Origin of the sequence: Sphaerisporangium sp. NPDC049002 (genome assembly GCF_040649355.1) — a bacterium.
In the GTDB taxonomy this organism is placed as follows: domain Bacteria; phylum Actinomycetota; class Actinomycetes; order Streptosporangiales; family Streptosporangiaceae; genus Sphaerisporangium.
Genome location: NZ_JBEZFH010000032.1, coordinates 1 through 23108, shown reverse-complemented (window position 1 = coordinate 23108; position 23108 = coordinate 1). Strand labels below are relative to the sequence as shown.

Genomic DNA, 23108 nt, shown 5'->3' with positions numbered 1-23108 from the left:
CCCTATCCCCGCAACTCGACCACGTCGCCGGCCCCGCCCTTGGGGCGGCGGCGGACATGGCCGACGGCTCCGTCGTCGACGATCTGGCCGTCGAGGAGGGTCACCACCCGGTCGGCCAGCCCCGCCACCCGGGCGTCGTGGGTGACCATGACGATCGTCTGGCCCTGCCGGTGCACCTCGGCGATGAGGCGGAGCACGTCGCGGGTGTTGCGGCTGTCGAGGTTGCCGGTGGGCTCGTCCGCCAGCAGCACGTGGGGGTGGTTGGCGAGCGCCCTGGCCAGCGCGACCCGCTGCTGCTCGCCGCCGGACAGCTGGGCGGGGGCGGCGTCGGCCTTGTCGGTCAGCCCCAGCTCGCTGAGGAGGTACTCCCTGCGCTCGCGGGCGTGCTTGGGGGACGCGCCGCCCAGCAGCGCGGGAAGCTCGACGTTGTCGGCGACCGTCATGTTGTCGACGAGGTTGAAGAACTGGAAGACGAAGCCGATCTTCTGGCGGCGCAGGATCGCCCACGCGCTCTCGTTGAGGGTGTCGGCGCGCCTGCCCTCCACCCAGATCTCCCCGCTGGTGCGCGTGTCGAGGCCGCCGAGCATGTGGACGAGCGTGGACTTGCCCGAGCCGGACGGGCCCATGATCGCCACGAACTCCCCGGGCTCGACCCGCAGGTCGATGCCCCGCACCGCGGGCACGGGCAGGCCGCCGGTCTGGTAGATCTTCACCAGGTTCACCGTGTGGATGGCACTGGGCGCGGTCACCGCGGTGGTTCCCTGTGCATGGCGTGCATGGTGTGCATGGCGATCGCTCCGCTCACGCGGGATGAGGGCGCCGTTGCCCTCACCCGCGACTTCACTCAGTCAGGCCAGGTCCTCCTGGCAGCGTTCCAGCCAGTCCAGGTCCGCTTGGAGATGGAGCATGGCACCTTCGATCAGCAGCTGCGCGGGGCGGTTCTCCCGGTCGGTCTGCTGGGCGAGTTCTACCAGATCGCGCATGATAGCGAGATAATGTCGGCGCTGCCGGTTGATCAGCGCCATGCGGTCGGCGATACCGGTCAGGGGCGCGAGCACGAGCTTCATGAAGAACTCGTCCCTCACCCTCGGCCCCTCGGTGGGCGAGTCGACCCACTCGTCCAGGGCCTCACGGCCCTCGGCCGTGCAGTAGTAGACCTTCTTGTTCGGGCGGTTCGACTGCTCGACGTCGACGCTGCGGACCAGGCCGTCCTTTTCGAGCCTGCCCAGCGTGACGTAGATCTGCCCGATGTTGGGGGAGGGGTAGGCGGAGCCGAACACCTGCTCAAGGGCCTGTTTGAGCTCGTACCCGTGGGCAGGTTCCTTTGACAGGAGCGCCAGCAAATGGAGCCGCACGCCCCACCTCCCTCGGGCTTCACGTTACCTGAGTGTTACGGGGTAATCCGTTGACGTTCACATTATCGCTATGCATAACATGCATGCATCTACATAACACGCATGTAACCTAATCAAAACCCGGAGGACACGTGCGACGCTTGGCTCCCCTTCTGCTGGCGGCGGTGCTGCTCAGCGGCTGCGCGGGGCTCGGCGAGCGCCATGAGGTCCAGAGCGGGGACACGGACGGCACAGGTCCGATGACCTTCGCGACCGGGCGTGACACGACCGGCTACATCCAGCCGCTGATCGACCGGTGGAACCGCGCGCATCCCAGGGAGCAGGTCACCCTCCTTGAGCTTCCCGAGGCCGCCGACGAGCAGCGCGCGCAGATGGTCGCCAACCTCCAGGCCAGGAGCGAGCGCTACGACGTGCTCGGCCTGGACGTGGTCTGGACGGCGGAGTTCGCCGACGCCGGCTGGATCGTGCCCCTCGACCGGAGCATGTTCCCGCTCGACAAGTTCCTTCAGCCGGTCGTGGACACGGCTCTCTACCAGGGCAAGCTCTACGCGGTGCCGTACACCAGCAACGCGGGGCTGCTCTACTACCGCAAGGACATCTTGGACGCCGAGCACCTCAAGCCGCCCAAAACCTGGGCCGAGCTGCGCGACCAGGCCACACGCCTTGGCAAGAAGTACAAGCTGGAAGGCTACGCCGGCCAGTTCCTCCCCTACGAGGGCCTGACCGTCAACTACGCCGAAGCCGTGCAGTCGGCGGGCGGCCAGATCCTCAGCCCGGACGGCACCAGGGTCACCCTCGACCTCGCGAGCGCCAGGACCGGACTCGACTTCCTGGTCGACGGCGTCCGCCAGGGCTGGATCCCGCAGGACGCGCTCTCCTTCAAGGAGGAGGAGTCGCGGCTGGCGTTCCAGCAGGGCGAGCTGCTGTTCGCCCGCAACTGGCCGCACGCCTACGGCCCCGCCACGCGGTCGGGCATCGCGGGCAAGTTCGCGGTGACGCGGCTACCCGGCCTCACCGGGCCGGGGTCGAGCACGCTGGGCGGCCTGAACCTGGCCATCAGCGCGTACTCCAGGCACCAGAAGTCGGCGCTGGAGTTCATCCGCTACTTCACGGGCCTTGAGAACGAGCGGAGCGTGCTCACCGACGGCTCCTTCCCCCCGGTGTGGTCGGAGCTGTACGACGACCCCGCCCTCATCAAGCGTTATCCCTATCTCCCGGTGCTCAAGCAGAGCATCATGTCTGCCCGGCCGAGACCGGTCAGCTCCAAATACGACCAGGTCAGCCTGGTCATCTCAAGCGCCGTCTCCGACGCGCTCAACCTCAGGAAACCCAGCGACGAGACAGTCGCATCCCTGAAGCAGGAACTCAGCGAGATCATCCGCACCCAATAGGCGGGGGCGACCCCCCCGCCCATCATCCCGAATCACCTCATCCCAAAAAACTCATCCTTCATTTCGGGGCCTTCAACAGGAGGTAGCACCATGCGTGCCAAGACGACTGCGGTGGTGGCCGGGCTCATGCTCGCGGCCGCCGCGTGCGGCGGTCAGTCCAGTGACACCACCACCCCCTCGGGCAGCGCCAGCGCTCCGGCCGCCAAGTCCCTGGCCGGCACGACGATCGAGATCGCGGCCAAGTGGACCGGTGACGAGCAGAAGAGCTTCCAGAAGGTGCTCACCGCCTTCGAGGAGAAGACCGGCGCCAAGGTCACCTACGCCTCGACCGGTGAGGACACCGGCGCCTACCTCGGCCCGCGCATCCAGGGCGGCAACCCGCCGGACGTCGCGGTCCTGCCGCAGCCCGGCCTCGTGCAGCAGTACGCCGACCAGAACTCCCTCAAGCCCCTGTCCAGCGAGGTCCAGGCGCAGATCGATCAGAACTACACCCCGTACTGGAAGAGCCTCGGCTCGGCCAGCGGCCAGGTGTACGGCGTGCTGGTCAAGGCCGCGCACAAGTCCCTGATCTGGTACCGCGCCCCCGCGTTCGACGACGCCGGCACCCAGCCCGCCACCACGTGGGACGAGCTGATCGGCAAGACCGCGCAGGCCCTGGCCGACTCCGGCACCGCCCCGTTCGCCCTCTGCGGCGCCTCCGGCTGGACGCTGACCGACCTGTTCGAGAACGTCTACCTGTCCACCGCCGGCCCGGAGAACTACGACAAGCTCTCCAAGCACGAGATCCCGTGGACCGACCCCTCGGTGACCACGGCCCTGGAGAAGATGGGCCAGATCTTCGGCAAGAAGGAGTTCATGCTGGGCGGCTCCTCCGGCGCCCTGCAGACCGACTTCCCGACGTGCGCCACCCAGGTCTACGGCCAGAAGAAGGCCGCCATGGTGATCGAGGCCGACTTCGTCGCCTCCTCGGCCGCGCAGTCCGGCGCGAAGATCGGCGAGGACGCCAAGATCATGCCGTTCCCCAAGGCCGGCGACACCGCCCCCGTCGTCCTCGGCGGCGACGTCGCGGTGGCGATGAAGGACTCCAAGGGCGCCATGGCCCTGCTGGAGTACCTCGCCTCCTCCGAGGGCGGCTCGATCTGGGCGAAGAACCCCGGCTACCTCTCCCCGAACCGCAACGTCTCCCCCGACAACTACCCGGACGACCTGACCAAGCAGCTCGCGCAGACGATCATCTCCGCGGGCGATGCCGTCCGGTATGACATGTCCGACCTGGCGCCGAGCGCCTTCGGCGGCACCGACGGCAAGGGCGAGTGGAAGGCCCTCCAGGACTTCCTGCGCAACCCCAAGGACATCAAGGGCACGCAGGAGAAGCTTGAGGCGGACGCCGCCAAGGCCTGGAAGAAGTAGGGGCGAAGGCCGTGACCGAACGGTTGGACGGCCCGCAGACCCCGCGTGGCGACGGCGAGACCGCCGTCGCCCGCGGGGCCTCCCCCGGACCAGACGCGACCACAGAGGCGACGGGTGGCACCACGTCCGCCGAAGCGAGACCATCCGGCACCCCCCACCCCGTCCTTGAGGACGTCGCCACCGGCGAGGACGGGACCACGAGCGGCGCTCCCCCGGCGATCGTCACCGGCGGCCCCGCCACGGCGAAGGCCGCCTACGGCGGCTCGGGCAACCTCGGTCCCTCCCCCAAGGTCGCCGTGTTCTTCCTGCTCCCGGCGTTCATCCTGCTCGGGGCATGGGTGGTCTATCCGATCATCTACTCGATCATCCGCAGCCTGTACGACGCGAACGGCGGCACCTTCGTCGGACTGGACAACTACGGGGCCATCTTCAGCGACTCGGGCACCCTGAGCACGATCAGGAACAACCTGATCTGGGTCGTGGTGGCCCCCAGCCTGGTGACCGTGCTCGGCCTCATCTTCGCGGTGCTGACCGAGCGGATCCGCTGGGCCACCGCCTTCAAGCTGATCGTGTTCATGCCCATGGCGGTGTCGCTGCTGGCCTCCGGGGTCATCTTCCGGCTGGTGTACGAGCAGGACCCCGACAAGGGCGTGGCGAACGCCATCATCACCTCGGTGCACGACGTGTTCGCCCCGAGCAGCGGCTATCCCGGCGCCCGGCCCCGCGAGAACGACCAGGCGCCCGTGCTGGTGGACAAGGGCGCGGTCGTCAGCAGGCAGCCCGCCCAGGCCGGGCAGCAGGTGCTCATCCCGCTGGTCGGCATGAAGCCGGACGCCCTCCCGTCCGGCGCCGCCGCCGCCAAGCCCGCTTCCGCGGCGCCGGGCGAGATCGCCGGCACGGTGTGGCTCGACTTCACCCCGGGCGGCGGCACGGCCAACCAGATGGACGGCAACGAGAAGGGCCTTCCGGACGTGACCGTGGAGGCGGTCTCCGGCGGCGCGGTCAAGGCGACCACCACGACCGCTCCCGACGGGAGCTTCCACTTCGCCGGACTGCCGGCCGGCTCGTACGACGTGCGGCTGCCGCAGTCGAACTTCGCCCAGCCGTTCTCGGGGGTCACCTGGCTCGGCCCCGCGCTCATCACCCCGGCCATCATCGGCGCCTTCATCTGGGTGTGGGCCGGGTTCGCCATGGTGCTGATCGCGGCGGGCCTGTCGGCCATCCCGCGTGACGCGCTGGAGGCGGCCCGCATCGACGGCGCGACGGAATGGCAGGTGTTCCGGCGCATCACCATCCCGCTGCTCTCGCCGGTGCTCCTCGTCGTCCTGGTCACGATGATCATCAATACGTTGAAGGTCTTCGACCTGGTCTTCGTCATCGCTCCGGGATCGGTGCAGCCGAACGCCAACGTGATCGCGCTGGAGATGTGGCGCGTGTCGTTCGGCGGCGGCGGGAACCAGGGCCTGGGCAGCGCACTGGCGATCTTCCTGCTCGTGCTGGTGCTGCCGTTCATGGTCATCAACATTCGGCGGTTCCGGAGGGACCAGGCATGACGACTCTCACCGCGTCCCAGCCGGCCAGGGCCGGCAGCGCGGGCGCACCGCAGCGGGGAGTTCTCAGCAGGGTCGTCGACCGGCTCGGCGGCGGGCTTGTCCAGATCGTCCTGATCGTGCTGGCCCTGTTCTGGCTGCTCCCCACGCTCGGCCTGCTGGTGGTGTCGCTGCGCGGCGACACCGACAACAACTCCAGCGGGTGGTGGACCTTCTTCACCAAGCCCGCGCAGCTGACCTTCGAGAACTACGGCAACCTGCTGGCGAGCGGGTTCACCTCGTCGTTCTGGAACACCGTGGCGATCACGGTGCCGGCGACCGTCCTGGTCATCGGCATCGCGGCCATGGCTGGGTACGCGTTCGCCTGGATGGAGTTCCCGGGGCGTGACGGGCTGTTCCTGGTGGTCATCGCGCTGCTCGTGGTGCCGATCCAGATCGCCCTGATCCCCATCGCCAAGATGTACGGATTTCTCGGGATTTTTGGGTCGATTCCCGGTGTGGTGTTGTTCCACGTGGCCTTCGGACTGCCCTTCGCCATCTTCCTGCTGCGCAACTTCTTCGTCGGCATCCCCAAGGAGTTGCTCGAAGCCGCGCGCATGGACGGCGCGGCGGAGTGGAAGATCTTCGCGACGGTGGTGTTCCCGCTGGCCAAGCCCGCGGTCGCCTCGCTCGGCATCTTCCAGTTCCTGTGGGTGTGGAACGACCTGCTCGTCGCCCTGGTCTTCGCCGACACCGGCTCCCAGCCGATGACCAAGGCCCTGCAGTCACAGATGCGGCAGTTCGGCACGAATGTGGACATCCTCGCGCCGGGAGCCTTCCTGTCGCTGATCATCCCCCTGGTGCTGTTCTTCTCCTTCCAGCGCTACTTCGTCCAGGGCCTGCTCGCCGGTTCGGTGAAGTAGGTCGTCTTCCCGGGCGCCCGTCTCTCGGGGGCAGACGGGCGCCCAGGAAATCCAGCCTCCGACACGGCGAGTGACGATATAGTCACGCTCATGGTTGAAGCACCGACACCCCCCGAGGTCGTCGTCAGGGCTCACGAGCTCGACGACCTGCGTGCCCTCCTCGCCACGACCGCGCAGGAGTCGCATCGCACCGCCACAGAGGCGATGAAGCACTCTCACCTGCTCGACGGCGTCTTCAGCGAGCTCAAGCACCTCAAGGACGGCCAGCACGACCTCGTCGTGCAGGTCCACGACATCAGCAAGCGCATGGTCAACGTCGAATCCGGGCTCAACGACCTTCGCACCCGGTTCATCGACCTCCGCCTGGATGTCAGCGACATGAAGGCCGAGATGGTCACCAAGTCCGAGCTCGCCGAGGTCCAAGCCGAGGTGACCGAACTCCGAACCGAGGTGACCGGACTCCAAGCCGAGGTGACCGGACTCCGAACCGAGGTGACCGGACTCCGGACCGAGGTAGCTGGTACCCACGGCAAGCTCGACCTGCTGCTGGTCCACTTCGGACTCGACTAGTTCCCCGTCCGTCCGCTCCACGGCGCGGCTAAGATCCGGACATGACCGGTCGTCCATTGAACGAAGTCGTCGAATCCGGGTGGGCAACCGCCCTGGAGCCCGTCGCCGGGCGCATCGCCGCGCTCGGCGACTTCCTCAGGCAGGAGATCGCCGAGGGCAGGCAGTACCTCCCCGCAGGGGCCAACGTGCTGAGGGCGTTCCAGCAGCCCCTCGACCAGGTGCGCGTGCTGATCGTCGGGCAGGATCCCTACCCCACCCCCGGCCACCCCGTCGGCCTGAGCTTCTCCGTCGCCCCGGACGTGCGCCCGCTGCCGGGCAGCCTGGTCAACATCTTCAAGGAGTACACCGCCGACCTCGGCTATCCCCCTCCGGGCAACGGCGACCTCACCCCGTGGACCGAGCAGGGCGTGCTGCTGCTCAACAGGGTGCTCACCGTGGCCCCCGGCAAGCCCGCCTCCCATCGCGGCAAGGGCTGGGAGGAGGTCACCGAGCAGGCCATCCACGCGCTCGTGGCCCGTGGCGGCCCGCTCGTCGCCATCTTGTGGGGCCGCGACGCCCGGTCGCTCAAGCCGATGCTCGGGCAGGTGCCGTGCATCGAGTCCGCGCACCCGAGTCCCCTGTCCGCGCGCAACGGCTTCTTCGGCACCCGCCCGTTCAGCCGGGCGAACCAGCTCCTCGACAAGCAGGGCGCCGGCCCCGTCGAGTGGAAGCTCCCCTGACCCGTACGCCCCGCGCTCGCTCACCGAGGTGAGCGAGCGCATCAAGGTGAGCGAGCGCGTCGACCGAGCCGCACAGCCCCACCCAAAGGCCGAAGTGAGCGATCCCCGCCCAAACCGAGCCGTACACGTGCCGCCTACGAGGCGACGTCTCCCGCTTGGCCAAGTGTCGCGCTGACCAGGGCTCGTGCCTCCTCCTGCACCTGGGCGAGGTGATCCGGTCCCTTGAACGACTCCGCGTAGATCTTGTACACGTCCTCCGTGCCGGACGGGCGGGCCGCGAACCAGGCGTTCTCGGTGGAGACCTTGATCCCGCCGAGGGCGGCGCCGTTCCCCGGGGCCGAGTTCTGGACCGCTCTCACCGGCTCGCCCGCGAGCGTGGCCGCGGTGACGTCGTTCGCCGACAGCCGTGCGAGCGCGGCCTTCTCCTCCCGCGTGGCGGGGGCGTCGACGCGGGCGTACGCCGGTTCGCCGGACCTGCCCACCAGGTCGGCGTAGTGCTCGCTGGGCGACCTCCCGGTCACCGCGACGATCTCCGACGCCAGCAGGGCGAGGATGATGCCGTCCTTGTCGGTGGTCCAGATCGAGCCGTCGCGGCGGAGGAACGAGGCGCCCGCGCTCTCCTCGCCGCCGAAGCCCAGCGACCCGTCGAGCAGGCCGCCGACGAACCACTTGAACCCGACCGGCACTTCGTACAGCTCGCGGCCGAGGTCGGCGACCACCCGGTCGATCATGCCGCTGCTGACCATCGTCTTGCCGACCCGGGCGCCGGACGCCCACCCGGGACGGTGGCTCCACAGGTAGGAGATCGCGACGGCCAGGTAGTGGTTGGGGTTCATCAGCCCGGCGTCCGGCGTCACGATGCCGTGCCTGTCGGCGTCCGCGTCGTTGCCCGTGGACACCTGGAAGGCCGACCGGTTCGCGATGAGGGAGGCCATCGCGTACGGGGAGGAGCAGTCCATGCGGATCTTGCCGTCCCAGTCGAGCGTCATGAACCGCCAGGTGGGGTCCACCTCGGGGTTCACCACGGTCAGGTCCAGCCCGTGCCGCTCGGCGATCTCCCCCCAGTAGGCCACGCTCGCGCCGCCCAGCGGATCGGCTCCGATGCGCACCGATGCCCCGCGGATCGCCTCCACGTCGATCACCGAGGGCAGGTCGTCCACGTACGAGCCGAGGAAGTCGTACCGGCCGGTGGTCTCGGCCGTCAACGCGCGCTCGTACGGGATCCGCCGGACCTCCTTCAGCCCTCCGGCGATCAGCGCGTTGGCGCGGTCCTGGATCCAGGATGTGGCGTCGGTCTCGGCCGGGCCTCCGTTCGGCGGGTTGTACTTGTACCCGCCGTCGCCCGGCGGGTTGTGCGAGGGGGTGACCACGACCCCGTCCGCCAGGCCTGTGGTACGCCCCCGGTTGTGGGCGAGGATCGCGTGCGACACCGCCGGGGTCGGGGTGTAGCCGTCGCGGCTGTCGATCAGCACGGAGACGCCGTTGGCGGCGAAGACCTCCAGCGCGGTGACGCGCGCGGGCTCCGACAGCGCGTGCGTGTCCACGCCGAGGAACAGCGGCCCGTCGACGCCCTGCCGCGCCCTGTACTCGCAGACGGCCTGGCTGGTGGCGAGGATGTGCTCCTCGTTGAACGCGGTGGCGAGGGACGATCCCCGATGGCCGGAGGTTCCGAAGGAGACGCGCTGTCCCGGGCGGCCCGGGTCGGGGTGCAGGGCGTAGTACGCCGTCACGAGACGGGGCACATCCACCAGATCGGACGCCTGCGCCGGCTTCCCAGCGCGCTCGTGCACCATGAGAACTCCTCGTCCCACGCTCGTTCCGGTCAGATGGGCACTACCCGCGTGACATCCGGTTCATACGGCTATCAATCGTCCCGAGATGCGCCAGGGCCGATGGTACTCAGCCCGTCCGATCAGCGGCCGTCGCCTCCACGTACTCAGGATGTCCGACACCATACGATCCGGGCATTTGTGCCGGTCTGTAAGGAATGTTTCCGGTATCCTCGAAGCCGCCGCACCACACGCATACGGGGGGCTCGTGCGGACGGCGTCGGCGCGAGGCTTGGAGGACGCGATGATCGGTGAGGCCCCGGGTGGAGTCGACGTCCACACGGCCAACTCGGCGCGTATCTACGACTACATGCTCGGCGGCAAGGACAACTTCGCCGCCGACCGCGAGGCGGCCGAGCGGATCGTCAGGGTGTTCCCCGAGTCCCGCGACGGCGTCCGGGGCAACCGGGAGTTCCTCGGCAAGGTGGTCCGCCACCTGGCCGGGGAGATCGGGATCCGGCAGTTCGTCGACATCGGCGCGGGCCTGCCCACCCGGAACAACGTGCACCAGGTGGCCCACTCCGTGGATCCCGCGGCCCGCACGGTGTACGTCGACAACGATCCCGTCGTGTGCGTCCACGGCAGGGCGCTGCTGGCCAAGACCTCCACGGTCGCCATGGTCAACGGCGATGTCCGCAAGCCCGAGGACATCCACGCCAAGGTCTCCCAGACCGGGCTCATCGACTGGAACCGGCCCGTCGGCCTGCTGATGGTGGCGATGCTCCACTTCGTCGACGAACCGCACGAGCACGTGGCCAGGCTCCGCGAGATGGTGGCGCCAGGCAGCTACCTGGCGATCACGCACCTCACCACGACCGGCGAGCGCGGGGACGACACCGAGCGGCTGCGGCAGATCTACTCCCGTACGAACACGCCCGTGCTGCCACGGTCCACCGAGGAGATCAACCTCTTCTTCGGAGACTTCGAACTCCTGGACACCAGCCACTTCATCCCGCCCCACCTGATCAGACGCTTCGCGTCCCTGGGCTGGGGCGGGGTGGCCCGCAAGCGCTAGCGGCCGGTCACTCCGGCCGTCCGCCGAGGTGGCGTTCGAGGGATTCGACCTTGGAGGTCATGGCGTCGTCCACGCCCGGTCGCACGTCCGCCTTGAGGACCAGGCTGACGCGGGGGGCGACCTCGGCGACGGCCTCGACGGCGCGCTTCACGACGTCCATGACCTCGTCCCAGTCGCCCTCGATCGTGGTGAACATGGCGTCGGTGCTGTTCGGCAGGCCGCTCTCGCGGACCACGCGGACGGCTCTGGCCACGGGTTCGGCCACGGCCTCGCCCACGCCGAGCGGGGTGACGGAGAATGCGATGATCATCTGTCCATTGTCCACGACGGGACCAGCGGGGGCGGATAGGAGGGCACCTTGGGCGAGGCCTTCCACGGCTCGTGGATCAGCGGGGCGGGCAGCGCGGCCAGCTCGGGGACGTACTGCCTGACATACGCGCCGTCCGGGTCGAACCTGTGGGCCTGGCGCAGGGGGTTGAGCACGCGGTTCGGCCTCGTGTCGTTGCCCGTGCCCGCGACCCACTGCCAGTTGCCCCAGTTGTTCGGGATGTCCCCGTCCAGCAGCAGGTCGGCGAAGTGCTCCCCGCCCACCCGCCAGTGGATCATCAGCCGCTTGGTGAGGAAGGAGCCGACGATCATGCGGGCGCGGTTGTGCATCCACCCCTCGGCGAGGAGCTGGCGCATCCCGGCGTCCACGATCGGCACCCCGGTCATGCCCTCCCGCCAGGCCTGGGCGGCGTCCTCGTCGTCGTTCCAGTCCCTGGCTCGCGGCCGGTAGTCGCGCCGCGGCAGGTCGGGGAACGCCAGGGCCACCTGGTAGTAGAAGTCGCGCCAGCACAGCTGCCTGACGAACTCCTCGGCGCCCGGCCGACCCACGGCTCGGGCGGCGACCTCGGACGGCGACACGCAGCCGAACCGGAGATAGGGGCTGAGCATGGAGGTCTGGTTCTCCGACAGCGTGTCGTGCCCCTCGGCGTAGTCGGCCAGGCAGAGCTTCAGCCACAGCTCCAGGCGCCGCCTGGCCAGCGTCTCGCCCCCGCGCAGGTTCCCGAACGGCCGCTGAGGCCGCGCGGGCAGCTCCCCCGGGTCGATCCCGTCGGGCAGGGAGACCACCCTGGGCGGACCGAGGACCGGCCGGTGAGCCGTGCTCGACCAGGCCCGCCAGTACGGGGTGAACACGCGGTAGTGGTCGCCTCCGGCGGGCAGCAGCTCGCCGGGCGGCACGACGGTCACGCCCGGGAACAGCCGGAACCCCAGCCGGTGGGCCTCGCACGCCTCCTTCAGCCGCCGCTCGCGCCGGCGCGCGTACGCGCTGACGTCCGAGGAGGTCCAGATGGCCGACGCGGGCAGCTCGGTCGCGAGACGTACGGCCTCGGCCACCGGGTCGCCCCGGCGTACCACGAGGTCGCCTCCGAGGTCGCGAAGTGACGACCTCAGGTCCGCAAGGGCCTCGGCCAGGAACCCCTGACGGTGGTGTCCACGTATCGCCGGGTCCAGGACGAACAGGGGGACGACCGAGCGCGCCCGCGCGCAGGCTTCGGCCAGCACCGGGTGATCGTGCACCCGGAGATCCCTGGTGAGCAGCACGATGACAGTGTCCACATCCAACTCTTCGGAGATCACCGGCAGGCGGTTGCGTCCGGCGGCGGATACCTTGCGAAGGACTCAGCGAGAGGGGAGCCGAGCGCGGCCGGACGTACGAGCGGTGGCATGGCCGTCCGGGCAGGGGCCGAACGGTTCGGGCAGGTGCCGCCACCTGGCAGGCTGTTACCTCGACGGGCGGCCACGAAAGCGGGGCCTGGACAGAGCGAATGGACGAGCGCACAGGTGAGATGACCGGCGAGCCGATCGACGAGGGGCCGAGCTACGGCATCGGCGCCGTCGCCCGGCGGCTCGGCGTGCCCGCGCCCACCCTGCGCACCTGGAACCTCCGCTACGGCATCGGGCCGAGCCACCGCAGCCCCGGCGGGCACCGGCGCTACGACGCGGCCGACCTGCTGCGCCTGGAGGAGATGAACCGGCTGATCAGAGCCGGGCTGCCTCCCGCCGAGGCCGCCCAGGCCGCCCTCGGGCGGACTCCTGCGGACCTCGGGCGGACTTCGGGGCCGGTGGACCGAGCGGTGCCCGAGGCGGGGGCCGTGCGGGTTCCGAGCGCCGCCGTCCTCGCCAGGGCGGCGCTGAACCTCGACGGTGACGCCGTCGTCTCGGGCCTCGGCGCGGCCCTGGACGAGCACGGGGTCGCCTGGACGTGGGAGCGGCTGGTCCTGCCGGTGTTCGACGCGATCATCAGGAGGCAGGACGCGACGGGCGCGGGCATCGAGATCGAGCACCTGTTCTCCGAGCGGCTGCTGAGCGCGCTGAGCGAGCGTGCCGGCAGGCCCGCCCGTCCGTCGCATCCCCGCGCGATCCTGCTGGCCTGCGCCGAGGACGAGCAGCACAGCCTGCCGCTGTACGCGCTCGCGGCGACGCTCACCACGGCCGACCGCCTGGAGACGCGCATCCTCGGGCCGCGCACGCCCTACCACGCCCTGGCGGACGCCATGCGCCGCATCGGGCCCATCGTGGTCTTCGTCTGGTCACAGCTCGACGCGACGGGCGATCCCGCGCCCCTCCGGGCGCTGCCGGCGCTGCGTCCGGCGAGCCGGATCATCGTGGGGGGGCCCGGCTGGTGGGACGAGCGCATTCCCGCCGGGGTCGCCCGCGCGTTCTCCCTGCGGGACGCCGTGGCCCAGGTCCGCGCCACGCTTCACTAGATCATCCTCGGGCCGCCGGGCCTGTTCGTCGATCCTTCTTGACCTGTCCAGGCCCTCGTTTTGGGTCTTCTTGGGTTGCGCGCCGCACTCTCGGAGGTCTATGAATAGGTTTTGAGTAAGTTTTCCGCCCCCGAGGAGGGTCCAATGACGGACACACTCGGCATCCGTCTGGCGAGCGGTGACGACGCCGCTCTCGCGGAGTGCTACCGGACATACGGGTCACTGGTCGCGGCCTACCTGCGCAGGCTCGTTCCCGCGCAGGACATCGAGGACGTGCGGCAGGTGGTCTTCTCAGAGGTGTGGCGCTCGCGGCACCGCTATGATCCGAGCCGCAGCCTTGAGGCCTGGCTGCTCGGCATCGCCCGCAAGCGCGCCATCGACCACCTGAGGGTCCGGGTGCTCGCGACCGTCCCGCTGGACAGCGTGTCGGAGCCGAGGGACGGCGACGGCCGCGAGACGGCCGACGCGTTCGGCAGGCGTGACCAGATCCAGCGGGCGCTCGCGGTCCTGCCCGGGCCGCAGCGCGAGGCGATCGAGCTGGCCTACTACGGCGAGCTCACCCAGCGGGAGATCGCCGAACGGCTCGACGTGCCCCTCGGCACCGTGAAGGCCCGCACCGCACGCGGCCTGCACCGCCTCTCGACGATGCTCTCGCCGATCGCGGCGTGAACGAACGGCGTGAACGAACGGCGTGAACGAACGGCGTGAACGGCGAGGGCTCGCGGCCGTCCGGGGCCGCGAGCTCACGCCGCGCGTGGTCATACGGTGAAGGTCAATCCGGCCGGACCACGGCCAGGGAGTGCGGCGGCAGGGAGAGGCCGTCGCCGGTCAGCGCCACCTTAGGGTCGGAGGCGATCAGCATTGCGCCCGGCCCGAGCCCCACGGTCACCGGGGAGTCGCCGAGGTTGGCGGCCACACGGAACGCGCCCCGGTGCACGACGATCGAGCGGTCCCGCTCGCTGAACTCGACGGACACGCGGTCGAGCCGGGGGTCGGCGAGGTCGGGAACCGTCTTCCTGAGCCTGATCAGATCGCGGTACCAGCCGAACAGCTCCTCGTGGACCGGCGACGACAGCTCGCTCCAGTCGAGCTTCGAGCGGTGGAACGTCGCCTCGTCCTGCGGGTCGGGAGCCGTGGTGCCCCAGTCGTCGTAGCCGAAGCCGACGAACTCCCGCTCCCTGCGCTCGCTCTCGCCCTGCGCGAGGTGCGGCTCCACGTGGTCGGTGAAGAACAGGAACGGTGTTCTGGTCCCCCACTCCTCCCCCATGAACAGCATCGGGGTGAACGGCGAGGTCAGCAGCAGGCCGGCTCCGACCTTGAGCGCCTCGGGCGAGAGCCGGTCGCCCATCGCCCTGTTGCCGATCTGGTCGTGGTTCTGCAGCGAGCACACGAACCGGTAGCCCGGGACGCGGTGCCGGTCGACCGGACGGCCGTGCTTGCGCCCCCGGAAGGTGGAGTACGTGCCGTCGTGGAAGTAGGCCGAGGTGAACACCTTGGCGAGCACCTCCATCGGCCCGAAGTCGCAGTAGTAGCCGTGCCGCTCACCGGTCAGGGCGGAGTGCAGGGCGTGGTGCACGTCGTCGTCCCAGGTGCCGGCCAGGCCGTAGCCCCCGGCCTCGCGCGGGGTGATCAGCCGGGGGTCGTTCAGGTCGGACTCGGCGATCAGCGTGAGCGGCCGTCCGAGCGCGGCCGACAGCGCGTCGGTCTCCTCGGCGAGCTCCTCCAGGAAGTGCAGGGCCCGCTTGTCGTGCAGGGCGTGCACGGCGTCCAGGCGCAACCCGTCGATGTGGTAGTCGCGCAGCCACTGCAACGCGTTGCCGATGAAGTAACGGCGCACCTCGTCGGAGTGCTTGCCGTCCAGGTTGACCGCCTGCCCCCAGAACGAGGACGCGGACTCGTGGAGGTAGGGCCCGAACTGGGCGAGGAAGTTCCCGGACGGCCCGAGGTGGTTGTAGACCACGTCGAGCAGCACGCCGATGCCCGCGCGGTGGCAGGCGTCCACGAACCGCTTGAGCCCGTCCGGCCCGCCGTACTCCTCGTGCACCGCGTAGAGGTCGACTCCGTCGTACCCCCAGTTGTGGCGCCCGGGGACCGGCGGGACCGGAAGCATCTCCACGAAGTCGACCCCGAGCTCGGCGAGGTGGCCGAGCCTGCCCGCCGCCGCGTCGAAGGTGCCCTCCTTGGTGAACGTGCCGACGTGCAGCTCGTAGATCACCGATCCGGGGAGGTCGCGCCCGCGCCAGGCCTGGTCGCCCCAGGTGAAGCGGTCGTGCTCGTAGACCCGGCTCGGCCCGAAGACACCGTACGGCTGCCGGCGCGTCCTCGGGTCGGGGAACGCCTCGCCGCCGTCGACGCTGAAGGCGTAGTCGGTGTCGTGGGAGGCGCCGGGCACCTCCGCCGTCCACCAGCCGTCGTCCCGCCGGACCATCTCGTGCCGGCGCGCCTTGTCGATCTCCACCTCGACGCGGCCCGCCGTCGGTGCCCAGACCTCGAACATGTTCCTCCCCGCAGTGCATCCAGAACCGTGCTCCAGAAAGGAGTGTCCCCGAAGGACGTGACGCCGTTGACCGCCGCCCGCTATTCCCTTTCCAGCAACGCCACGGGATAACGTGCGAGCAGGTGGGCGAACGGGACGCGCCCGGCGTGGGAAGTGCCGGCGAGCACGTCGCGCCACCGGCCCGCAGGCAGGGTCAGCGTCTCGGCACCCCAGCCGCCGCGCCGCTCCAGACCGGCCGGGAACCGCGTGGCCACCGCCACCGCCTGGTCTCCCCGGGCGAACGCGATGACGTGCTCGCGGCCCGCCCCCTCCTCGTCGGCTTCGAGCGGGATGTACGGCGCGGCGGGGTCGAGCCTCGCGCGCAGCTTCAGGGCGGACGTGGTGACCAGGAGCTTGGCCGCGTCCCAGGTGTCGCCCGCCGGTGCGTCGAGGAGCGAGCGCCGGTAGGCGAAGTCCACCGGCCGCCGGTTGTCGGGATCGACCAGCGAGAAGTCGGTGGTCTCGCTTCCCTGGTAGACGTCCGGGATGCCCGGCATCATCAGCTGCACGAGCTTCTGGCCGAGGGAGTTCACCTGGGCGTACCGGTCGACGCGCTCGGTGAACGCGGCGACCGAGAGCCCGCAGACGTCGATCGCCCGCGCGGCGAAGTCGCGGACGCCCTTCTCGTACGCGGCGTCAGGGGCCATCCACGAGATCGTGGTCTTGGCCTCCCTGGCCGCCTTGTAGAGGTAGTCGCCGAAGCGCTCGACGCTGATCGGCCAGGCCGCCATGAGGTTCTGCCAGGCGAGGTAGTCGAGCTTGGGGTCGAAGGAGACCCGCTCGGACCAGCCGGCCACCGCCTCGGCCCACTCGCCGGGAAGCTCCGACAGGACGGCGAGGCGGGCGCGGACGTCCTCCGACCGCTTGGTGTCGTGGGTCGAGAGCGTGGTCATCGTGTACGGCGCCATGCCGGCGCAGAACGCGTGGAACTCCTCCGCCGAGACGCCGAAGCGGTCGGGCTCCCCGCCGACCTCGTTCAGGCAGGCCAGCGGGTACCAGCGGTACAGCGCGGTGTCCTCCACGCCCTTGGCCATGACGGGACCGCAGGTCTGCTGGAACCGGGTGACCGTCTCGGCCGGGCCGGACAGGACCAGATCGGCCGCCCTGGCCACCGCCTCGGGATCGGCACGCCGGGCGGCCTCGGCGGCGGCCGCGCGGATCAGCCTCACGGTCTTCGCGGGAGGCTCCTCGCCGGGGACGGCGTACGCCCGGTAGACCGGCATCGCCGCGAGCAGTTCGACCATGGCCGCACGCAGCTCGGGCACGTCACGGGTGAGCCGGTCGATCTCACTACCGAAGAACTGCGCCAAGACCTGCTTTTTCGCCTCATAGCGCACGATGTCGTAGTCGGCCGGGAAGGCGGTGTGCTGGAGGAACGTGCCGACCAGCGGCGCGGCCCCCGCCGGATCGACGAACAGCCGCGTGACCATGTTGAGCGCGTCGTAACCGGTCGTGCCGTCGCACGCCCAGTCGTCCGGCAGCCGCTCGTCGTCGATGAGGATCTTCTCGGCCACCGTCCACACCGGGGCCAGCTCCCGCAGCCGGGCGAGGTAGGCGCGCGGATCGGCCAGCCCGTCGGGATGGTCGACCCGCAGCCCGGTGATGACCCCCTCCGCCACCAGCGAGAGGATCAGCCGGTGGGTGGCGTCGAAGACCTCGGGGTCCTCGACGCGGAGCCCGATGAGGGAGGAGACGTCGAAGAACCGCCGGTAACCGGGGCTCTCCCGCCACGGCACCAGCCGGTAGAACTGGTCGTCCAGCCTGCCGCCTCCCCGCCGCACGGGGAACTCGTGGTCGTAATAGCGCAGGACGTCGCCGTCGGCCACCACCTCGGCCTCGACGTCGGTGTCGTCGCCGAGCACGGGCATCGCCACCTTGCCGCCGGACCAGTCGATGTCGAACCACCGCGCCGAGGGCGACTCGGGGCCGTCCCTGAGGACCTCCCAGAGCCGGGCGTTGGCCGACTCGGGGACGGGCACGGTCATGTGGTTCGGCACGATGTCGGCGATCAGCGGGAGCCCCTCGGCCGCCAGCTCGCGCAGGCCGGCGACGCCGCCGAACTCCTCCCTGATCCGCGAGTGGTCGGTCACGTCGTAGCCGTGGAGCGAGGCCGGCACCGCCTGCAGGATCGGCGAGAGGTAGAGGTGGCTCACCCCCAGCTCGGAGAGGTAGCCGACCAGGCCGGCCGCCTCCCCGAATCCGAAGTCCGGGGTGAGCTGGAGCCGGTAGGTCGCCGTGGGCTTCGCGGGGGCCGTGGGACCGGCCGCCCCCGGCCCCCCCGACGCCGCGGGCTTCACCGATTCGGTCACGTCGTGTCCTCCGAATGTCAGACGGGCATGCGTGGGAACCGCTCAGGCACGGCGTAGCACCCGGACCGACCTACCCGCGACGGGCACCTCCTCACCCGCCCGGTACAGCTTGGAGTCGATCGAGATGGGCACCGCGGTGTCGATCTCGGGCACCCACACCTCGCCGAAGTCCTTCGGGATGGTGAACCGGATGATGTCGTGGTGGGCGTTGAACATCAGCAGGAACGAGTCGTCGACGACGCGCCGCCCCCGCCGGTCGGGCTCGGTGATGGCCTCGCCGTTGAGGAAGACGCAGAGAGACTTGGCGTACCCGTTGTGCCAGTCGCCGTCGGTCATCTCCTGGCCCGACGGCGTGAGCCAGGCGATGTCGGTCAGCTCGTCGCCCGACCCGCGCACCGCGCGCCCGAAGAAGAACCTCCTGCGCCGGAACACCGGATGGTCACGGCGCAGCCGCGCGAGCTGCTGGGTGAACTCCAGCAGCAGCCAGTTCTCGCGGACGTCGGACCAGTCGACCCAGCTGATCTCGTTGTCCTGGCAGTAGGCGTTGTTGTTGCCCTCCTGCGTACGGCCCAGCTCGTCCCCGTGGGAGAGCATCGGCACGCCCTGCGACAGGAACAGCGTGGCCAAAAAGTTGCGCTTCTGCTGCTCGCGCAGCGCCTCCACCGCGCCGCTGGCCGGGCCCTCCTCGCCGCAGTTCCACGACCGGTTGTCGTCGGTGCCGTCGCGGTTGCCCTCGCCGTTCGCCTCGTTGTGCTTGTCGTTGTACGACACGAGGTCGCGCAGCGTGAAGCCGTCGTGGCAGGTGACGAAGTTGATCGACGCGGCGGGACGGCGGCTGTCGTCCTGGTAGAGGTCGCTGGAGCCGGTGAGGCGCGAGGCGAACTCCGGCAGCGCGGCGTGCTCGCCCCGCCACATGTCGCGGATCGTGTCGCGGTAGCGGCCGTTCCACTCGGTCCACCGTGGCGGGAAGTTGCCCACCTGGTAGCCGCCCGGCCCGACGTCCCACGGCTCGGCGATGAGCTTGACCTGGCTGAGCACCGGGTCCTGCTGGACGAGGTCGAAGAAGGCCGACAGCCTGTCGACCTCGTGCAGCTCCCTGGCCAGGGTCGAGGCGAGGTCGAAGCGGAACCCGTCGACGTGCATCTCGATGACCCAGTAGCGCAGCGAGTCCATGATCATCTGAAGCGTGTGCGGTGAGCGCATCAGCAGGCTGTTGCCGGTGCCCGTCGTGTCCATGTAGTAGCGCTGGTCGTCGTCGACGAGCCGGTAGTAGGCCTCGTTGTCGATGCCGCGCATGCTGAGGGTCGGCCCGAGGTGGTTACCCTCGGCCGTGTGGTTGTAGACGACGTCGAGGATGACCTCGATGTCGGCCTCGTGCAGGGCCTTCACCATGGCCTTGAACTCCAGCACCTGACCGCCCCGCTCACCCGAGCTGGAGTAGGCGTTGTGCGGCGCGAAGAAGCCGATGGTGTTGTAGCCCCAGTAGTTGGTCAGCCCCCGTTGCTCCAGCGTGTCGTCGGTGACGAACTGGTGCACCGGCATCAGCTCGACCGCCGTGACCCCGAGCCCCGTCAGGTGATCGATGATCTCGGGGTGCCCGAGCGCGGCGTAGGTGCCGCGGATGCGCTCGGGGATGCGGGGGTGCTGGATGGTCAGCCCCCGGACGTGCGCCTCGTAGATCACCGTGTCGTGGTACGGCGTCGCCGGCGGCCGGTCGTGGCCCCATCCGAAGAAGGGGTTCACCACGATGGACTTCGGCACGTAGGCGGCCGAGTCGGTGTCCTCGCGGCTGTCGGGGTCGCCGAAGCGGTAGCCGTACACGGCCTGGTCCCACTGCACGCCGCCCTCGATCGCCTTGGCGTACGGGTCGAGGAGGAGCTTGTTCGGGTTGCAGCGCTGCCCGCGCGACGGCTCGTACGGGCCGTCCACGCGGTAGCCGTAGCGCTGGCCGGGGCCGATGCCCGGCAGGTACCCATGCCAGACGAACCCCTCGCACTCGGTGAGCGCGACGCGTTCCTCCTTCTGGTCCTCGTCGAAGAGGCAGAGCTCCACGCGCTCGCCGACCTCGGTGTAGAGCGCGAAGTTCGTTCCCGCGCCGTCATATGTAGCCCCGAGCGGATAGGGGTCGCCGGGCCAAGTTTCGATCATGTCACCACCCGGATAGGGATTTGCCCCATGTTCCCCCGACCATGCCACCCAGCGCAGCTTGGTGAGTCAATCACTTGTCCAAGGGGGACAATGTGCGCTTCTATGTCAAGGACTCTGTGTCACGGTGCGGCTCCGCACGTGTCGCCACGTGGTCGTGCGGCACGAGCCAGGCTACTCGACCTCGCCAGGCCGGCCCGCGCCGGACACTCGCCCGGCGGCGGCGCGCGCTGCTTCCCCGCGGATCTCCGCATCCCCTGTGACCTCGGCGAGCAGGGCCAGCACCGGCGCCTCGTACAGCCGGGCGCCCGAGCTCGTGACGAAGGCCAGCCCCTCTCTGAGGTGCCGTTCGGCGAGGGCGGTGTCGCCCAGGACCATGGCCAGCCTGCCGAGGCAGAGCCCGGCCAGCGACCAGCCGAACAGGCCGTCCTTGACGGTGATCCGGTCGTACAGCGCGCGAGCGGCGGCCGTGTCGCCCACGGCCAGGCAGATCTCGCTGAGCGCGTCGGCGATGAACCGGTAGTACAGGTCGTGCTCGACCGCCTCGAACCCGTCGGCGGCCAGTTCCGCGAGGACGGCCCGCGCCTCGTCGCGCCGTCCGCGATCGTCTCCGGCGGCGTCGAGGTCGTCGCCTGCCTCGCTCAGCCCGTCGCCTGCCGCGTCGGGGTCGTCGCCGGCCTCGTTGAGGTCGAGCAGGGCCAGGCAGCGCACGAGCCGCCGGCTCAGGTCGTCCGGCGCTCCGGCCGGCATCCCGTCGGCCACCGCGAGCGCCTCCGCCGCGCGATCACGGCACCGCAGGACGAGCGACCTGAACAGCTGGGTGCGGGAGTCCGGGTCCCCCCGGCCGAGGGCGCCCTCGGGATGGGCCAGCCCCGACTCCTCCGCGCCGGCGAGCGCCTCGTCGAACCGGCCGCGCAGGTACGCCGTGACCGCCTTCTGCCAGGCCGCGAGGCTCAGCATGGCGGGCTGGCGCAGGCTCAGGGCGGTCTCGTACAGCCAGGTCAGGAGCTCGTCGGCCCGGTCGAAGTCGCCCGCCGAGACGCGCATGATGTAGTCGGCCTCGCGTCCGAGCCACTCGTACGGAAGGTCCCCGATCCTCACGCCGATCTCGATGATCTCGTCGACGAGCGCCTGCCGCTCGCGGGGGTCCGCGTCGCCGCGCAGCAGCATCTCGTGGGCGACCAGCGTGCGGAGCAGCGACCGGTCGTCCCCCGACCGCCTGGCCATCCGTACGGCCTCCATGGCGAGGCCGGCGCTCTCGTCCAGCGACCGCCTGTAGTACCCCGCGACCGCCAGCGCCGCCAGGAGTTGCGGCGCCCAGGGCGAGTCGCCGGGCTGGTCGCGCAGGACCCGTTCGATGCGGGCGGCGAACCGGTCCATGCCGGCCCACTCCTCGAACATGAGCCAGTAGATCAGGTCGGAGAAGCCGAGGGCGGCCCGCGCGAGCCTGTCGATGTCGCCCATCTCCTCGGCGAGGGCGGCGGCCTCGTCCAGCGTGGCCCGCACCGCCGTGCTCATCCCGGCCGCCGCCTGCGCCTCCGCCAGGTCGAGGAGCAGGTCGCAGCGCAGGGCAAGGTCACCGCCGGCGGGCTCGCCGGTCAGCCGTACGGCGTGCCCGAGGTGCTCCACCGCGTCCTCGTGGGCGAGCTGGCCCGTGGCGTGCGCCGCGGCCTGGCGGGAGTACTCGATCGCCTTGGCGGCCGTCCCCGTGAGGACCAGGCCCTCGCGGTAGTGGTGGGCGATCTCGGCCGGGGGCGCGTCTCCGCGGCGCTCCAGCACGGCCGCCACCTGGGCGTGCAGGCGGCGCCTGCGCAGCGGCGCGAGACCCGCGCGCAGGACGTCCCGGACGATGTCGTGGACGAAGCGGTGGCCGATGGGCGGCTCGGCCCGCTCGGCGAGCAGCCTGGCCCGCACCGCCGCGTCGAGGATGTCGAGCACCTGGTCCTGGGGCACGCCGGCGGTGTCGGCCAGCACGTCGAGCAGCACGTCCAGCCGGGCCTCCCGGCCGAGGAGCGCCGCCGCGGTCAGGACCTCGCCGGTGTGGGGAGGCAGCGCGGCGACGCGTCCCATGACCACGTCGGCGACGGCATCGGGCGCCGCGACGCCCTCGCCCAGCCGCACGACCTCGCCCAGGAAGAAGGGGTTGCCCGCCGTCAGCCGCGCCATCCGGCCCGCGAGCGCCGGATCGGCGCCTTCACGGCCGAGGTACTCGCCGATGTCCCCTTCCGACAGGCCGGCCAGCGTGATCCGCTCGGCGTGCGGCAGCCGTACAAGGGCCGGGAGGTGGCGCGAGAGCGGCTGTGCCACGTCGGTGTCGCGGTAGGTCGCCACCACGGTGAGCCTCGGACAGGCGCGGGTCGTCGCCAGGAACTCCAGCAGCCCGAGCGAGGAGGCGTCCGCCCACTGGAGGTCGTCGAGGACGACCAGCACGCGGCCGTACCCGTTCACCAGCCGGACGACCGCCTCGTACAGCGGGAAGCCCTCCCCCGCGCCCACCAGCTCGGCCAGCTCGCCGTCGCGCCCGGTGAGCTCCCGCACGGCCTGCGCCCACGGCCAGAACGGCGGCGCGCCGCTGCCGTCCCAGCACCGGCCGAACACGACCGTACGGCCGGCCGCGCGGGCGG

The 23108-nt window shown here is 70.4% G+C and carries 18 protein-coding genes; 9 read left to right on the top strand and 9 right to left on the bottom strand.

Annotated elements, in window-relative coordinates; genetic code table 11:
- Nucleotides 1–2: 2 nt before the first annotated feature.
- A complete protein-coding gene (locus AB0B89_RS09885; RefSeq protein ID WP_358550549.1) occupies nt 3–749 on the bottom strand; it encodes an ABC transporter ATP-binding protein in 747 nt (248 codons plus the stop codon).
- Nucleotides 750–848: 99 nt separating this feature from the next.
- Nucleotides 849–1355 carry a PadR family transcriptional regulator gene (locus AB0B89_RS09880; RefSeq protein ID WP_358550547.1) on the bottom strand — a complete coding sequence of 169 codons (507 nt, stop codon included), beginning with the start codon at nt 1353–1355 and terminating at the stop codon, nt 849–851.
- A gap of 131 nt (nt 1356–1486) precedes the next feature.
- On the opposite strand from AB0B89_RS09880, the gene AB0B89_RS09875 reads away from it, so the two are divergent.
- The 6 genes from AB0B89_RS09875 to AB0B89_RS09850 all read left to right on the top strand — a co-directional run bounded on the left by AB0B89_RS09875 (nt 1487) and on the right by AB0B89_RS09850 (nt 7897).
- Nucleotides 1487–2746, top strand: a complete 1260-nt coding sequence (locus tag AB0B89_RS09875) for an ABC transporter substrate-binding protein (RefSeq protein WP_358550545.1) — start codon at nt 1487–1489, stop codon at nt 2744–2746.
- A 90-nt stretch (nt 2747–2836) separates the two neighbouring features.
- Entirely contained in the window at nt 2837–4156 is a 1320-nt protein-coding gene (locus AB0B89_RS09870; RefSeq protein WP_358550543.1) for an ABC transporter substrate-binding protein, read from the top strand.
- Between the two features lie 11 nt (nt 4157–4167).
- Nucleotides 4168–5709 (top strand): ABC transporter permease subunit, encoded by a 1542-nt coding sequence (locus tag AB0B89_RS09865; RefSeq protein WP_358550541.1) that lies wholly within the window; start codon nt 4168–4170, stop codon nt 5707–5709.
- Nucleotides 5706–6608 carry a carbohydrate ABC transporter permease gene (locus tag AB0B89_RS09860; RefSeq protein ID WP_358550539.1) on the top strand — a complete coding sequence of 301 codons (903 nt, stop codon included), beginning with the start codon at nt 5706–5708 and terminating at the stop codon, nt 6606–6608. The genes AB0B89_RS09865 and AB0B89_RS09860 overlap by 4 nt, the downstream gene beginning before the upstream one ends.
- Before the next feature lie 90 nt (nt 6609–6698).
- Nucleotides 6699–7178 (top strand): hypothetical protein, encoded by a 480-nt coding sequence (locus AB0B89_RS09855; RefSeq protein ID WP_358550537.1) that lies wholly within the window; start codon nt 6699–6701, stop codon nt 7176–7178.
- 41 nt (nt 7179–7219) lie between these two features.
- Nucleotides 7220–7897, top strand: a complete 678-nt coding sequence (locus AB0B89_RS09850) for a uracil-DNA glycosylase (protein ID WP_358550535.1) — start codon at nt 7220–7222, stop codon at nt 7895–7897.
- Nucleotides 7898–8031: 134 nt separating this feature from the next.
- Here AB0B89_RS09850 and pgm read toward each other — a convergent pair whose 3' ends face one another.
- The gene (gene pgm, locus AB0B89_RS09845; protein ID WP_358550533.1) at nt 8032–9690 is read right to left on the bottom strand and encodes a phosphoglucomutase (alpha-D-glucose-1,6-bisphosphate-dependent); all 1659 of its coding nucleotides are present in this window, start codon (nt 9688–9690) and stop codon (nt 8032–8034) included.
- 280 nt (nt 9691–9970) lie between these two features.
- Between pgm and AB0B89_RS09840 the strand changes: the two genes are divergently transcribed.
- The gene (locus AB0B89_RS09840) at nt 9971–10741 is read left to right on the top strand and encodes an SAM-dependent methyltransferase (protein WP_358550531.1); all 771 of its coding nucleotides are present in this window, start codon (nt 9971–9973) and stop codon (nt 10739–10741) included.
- A gap of 7 nt (nt 10742–10748) precedes the next feature.
- On the opposite strand, the gene AB0B89_RS09835 is transcribed toward AB0B89_RS09840, so the two are convergent.
- Nucleotides 10749–11051, bottom strand: coding sequence for an MTH1187 family thiamine-binding protein (locus AB0B89_RS09835; RefSeq protein ID WP_358550529.1), 303 nt, complete (start codon nt 11049–11051; stop codon nt 10749–10751).
- Nucleotides 11048–12343, bottom strand: coding sequence for a deoxyribodipyrimidine photo-lyase (locus tag AB0B89_RS09830; protein WP_358550527.1), 1296 nt, complete (start codon nt 12341–12343; stop codon nt 11048–11050). Before AB0B89_RS09830 ends, AB0B89_RS09835 begins: the two co-directional genes overlap by 4 nt.
- A gap of 209 nt (nt 12344–12552) precedes the next feature.
- On the opposite strand from AB0B89_RS09830, the gene AB0B89_RS09825 reads away from it, so the two are divergent.
- Both AB0B89_RS09825 and AB0B89_RS09820 read left to right on the top strand, forming a co-directional pair.
- Nucleotides 12553–13494, top strand: coding sequence for a MerR family transcriptional regulator (locus AB0B89_RS09825; protein ID WP_358550525.1), 942 nt, complete (start codon nt 12553–12555; stop codon nt 13492–13494).
- A 144-nt stretch (nt 13495–13638) separates the two neighbouring features.
- Nucleotides 13639–14163: a sigma-70 family RNA polymerase sigma factor gene (locus AB0B89_RS09820; protein ID WP_358550523.1), complete on the top strand. Its 525-nt coding sequence runs from the start codon at nt 13639–13641 to the stop codon at nt 14161–14163.
- Nucleotides 14164–14266: 103 nt separating this feature from the next.
- Here the strand turns inward: AB0B89_RS09820 and treZ are convergent, their stop codons facing one another.
- The 4 genes from treZ to AB0B89_RS09800 all read right to left on the bottom strand — a co-directional run.
- Nucleotides 14267–15991, bottom strand: a complete 1725-nt coding sequence (treZ, locus tag AB0B89_RS09815) for a malto-oligosyltrehalose trehalohydrolase (protein WP_358550521.1) — start codon at nt 15989–15991, stop codon at nt 14267–14269.
- An 80-nt stretch (nt 15992–16071) separates the two neighbouring features.
- Complete coding sequence (gene treY / locus AB0B89_RS09810) at nt 16072–18339, bottom strand: malto-oligosyltrehalose synthase (RefSeq protein ID WP_358550519.1); 2268 nt, start codon at nt 18337–18339, stop codon at nt 16072–16074.
- A 42-nt stretch (nt 18340–18381) separates the two neighbouring features.
- Entirely contained in the window at nt 18382–20487 is a 2106-nt protein-coding gene (glgX, locus tag AB0B89_RS09805) for a glycogen debranching protein GlgX (protein ID WP_358550517.1), read from the bottom strand.
- Between the two features lie 171 nt (nt 20488–20658).
- Nucleotides 20659–23108, bottom strand: a 2450-nt coding sequence (locus AB0B89_RS09800) for a hypothetical protein (RefSeq protein ID WP_358550515.1), incomplete at its 5' end; no start/stop codon positions are given.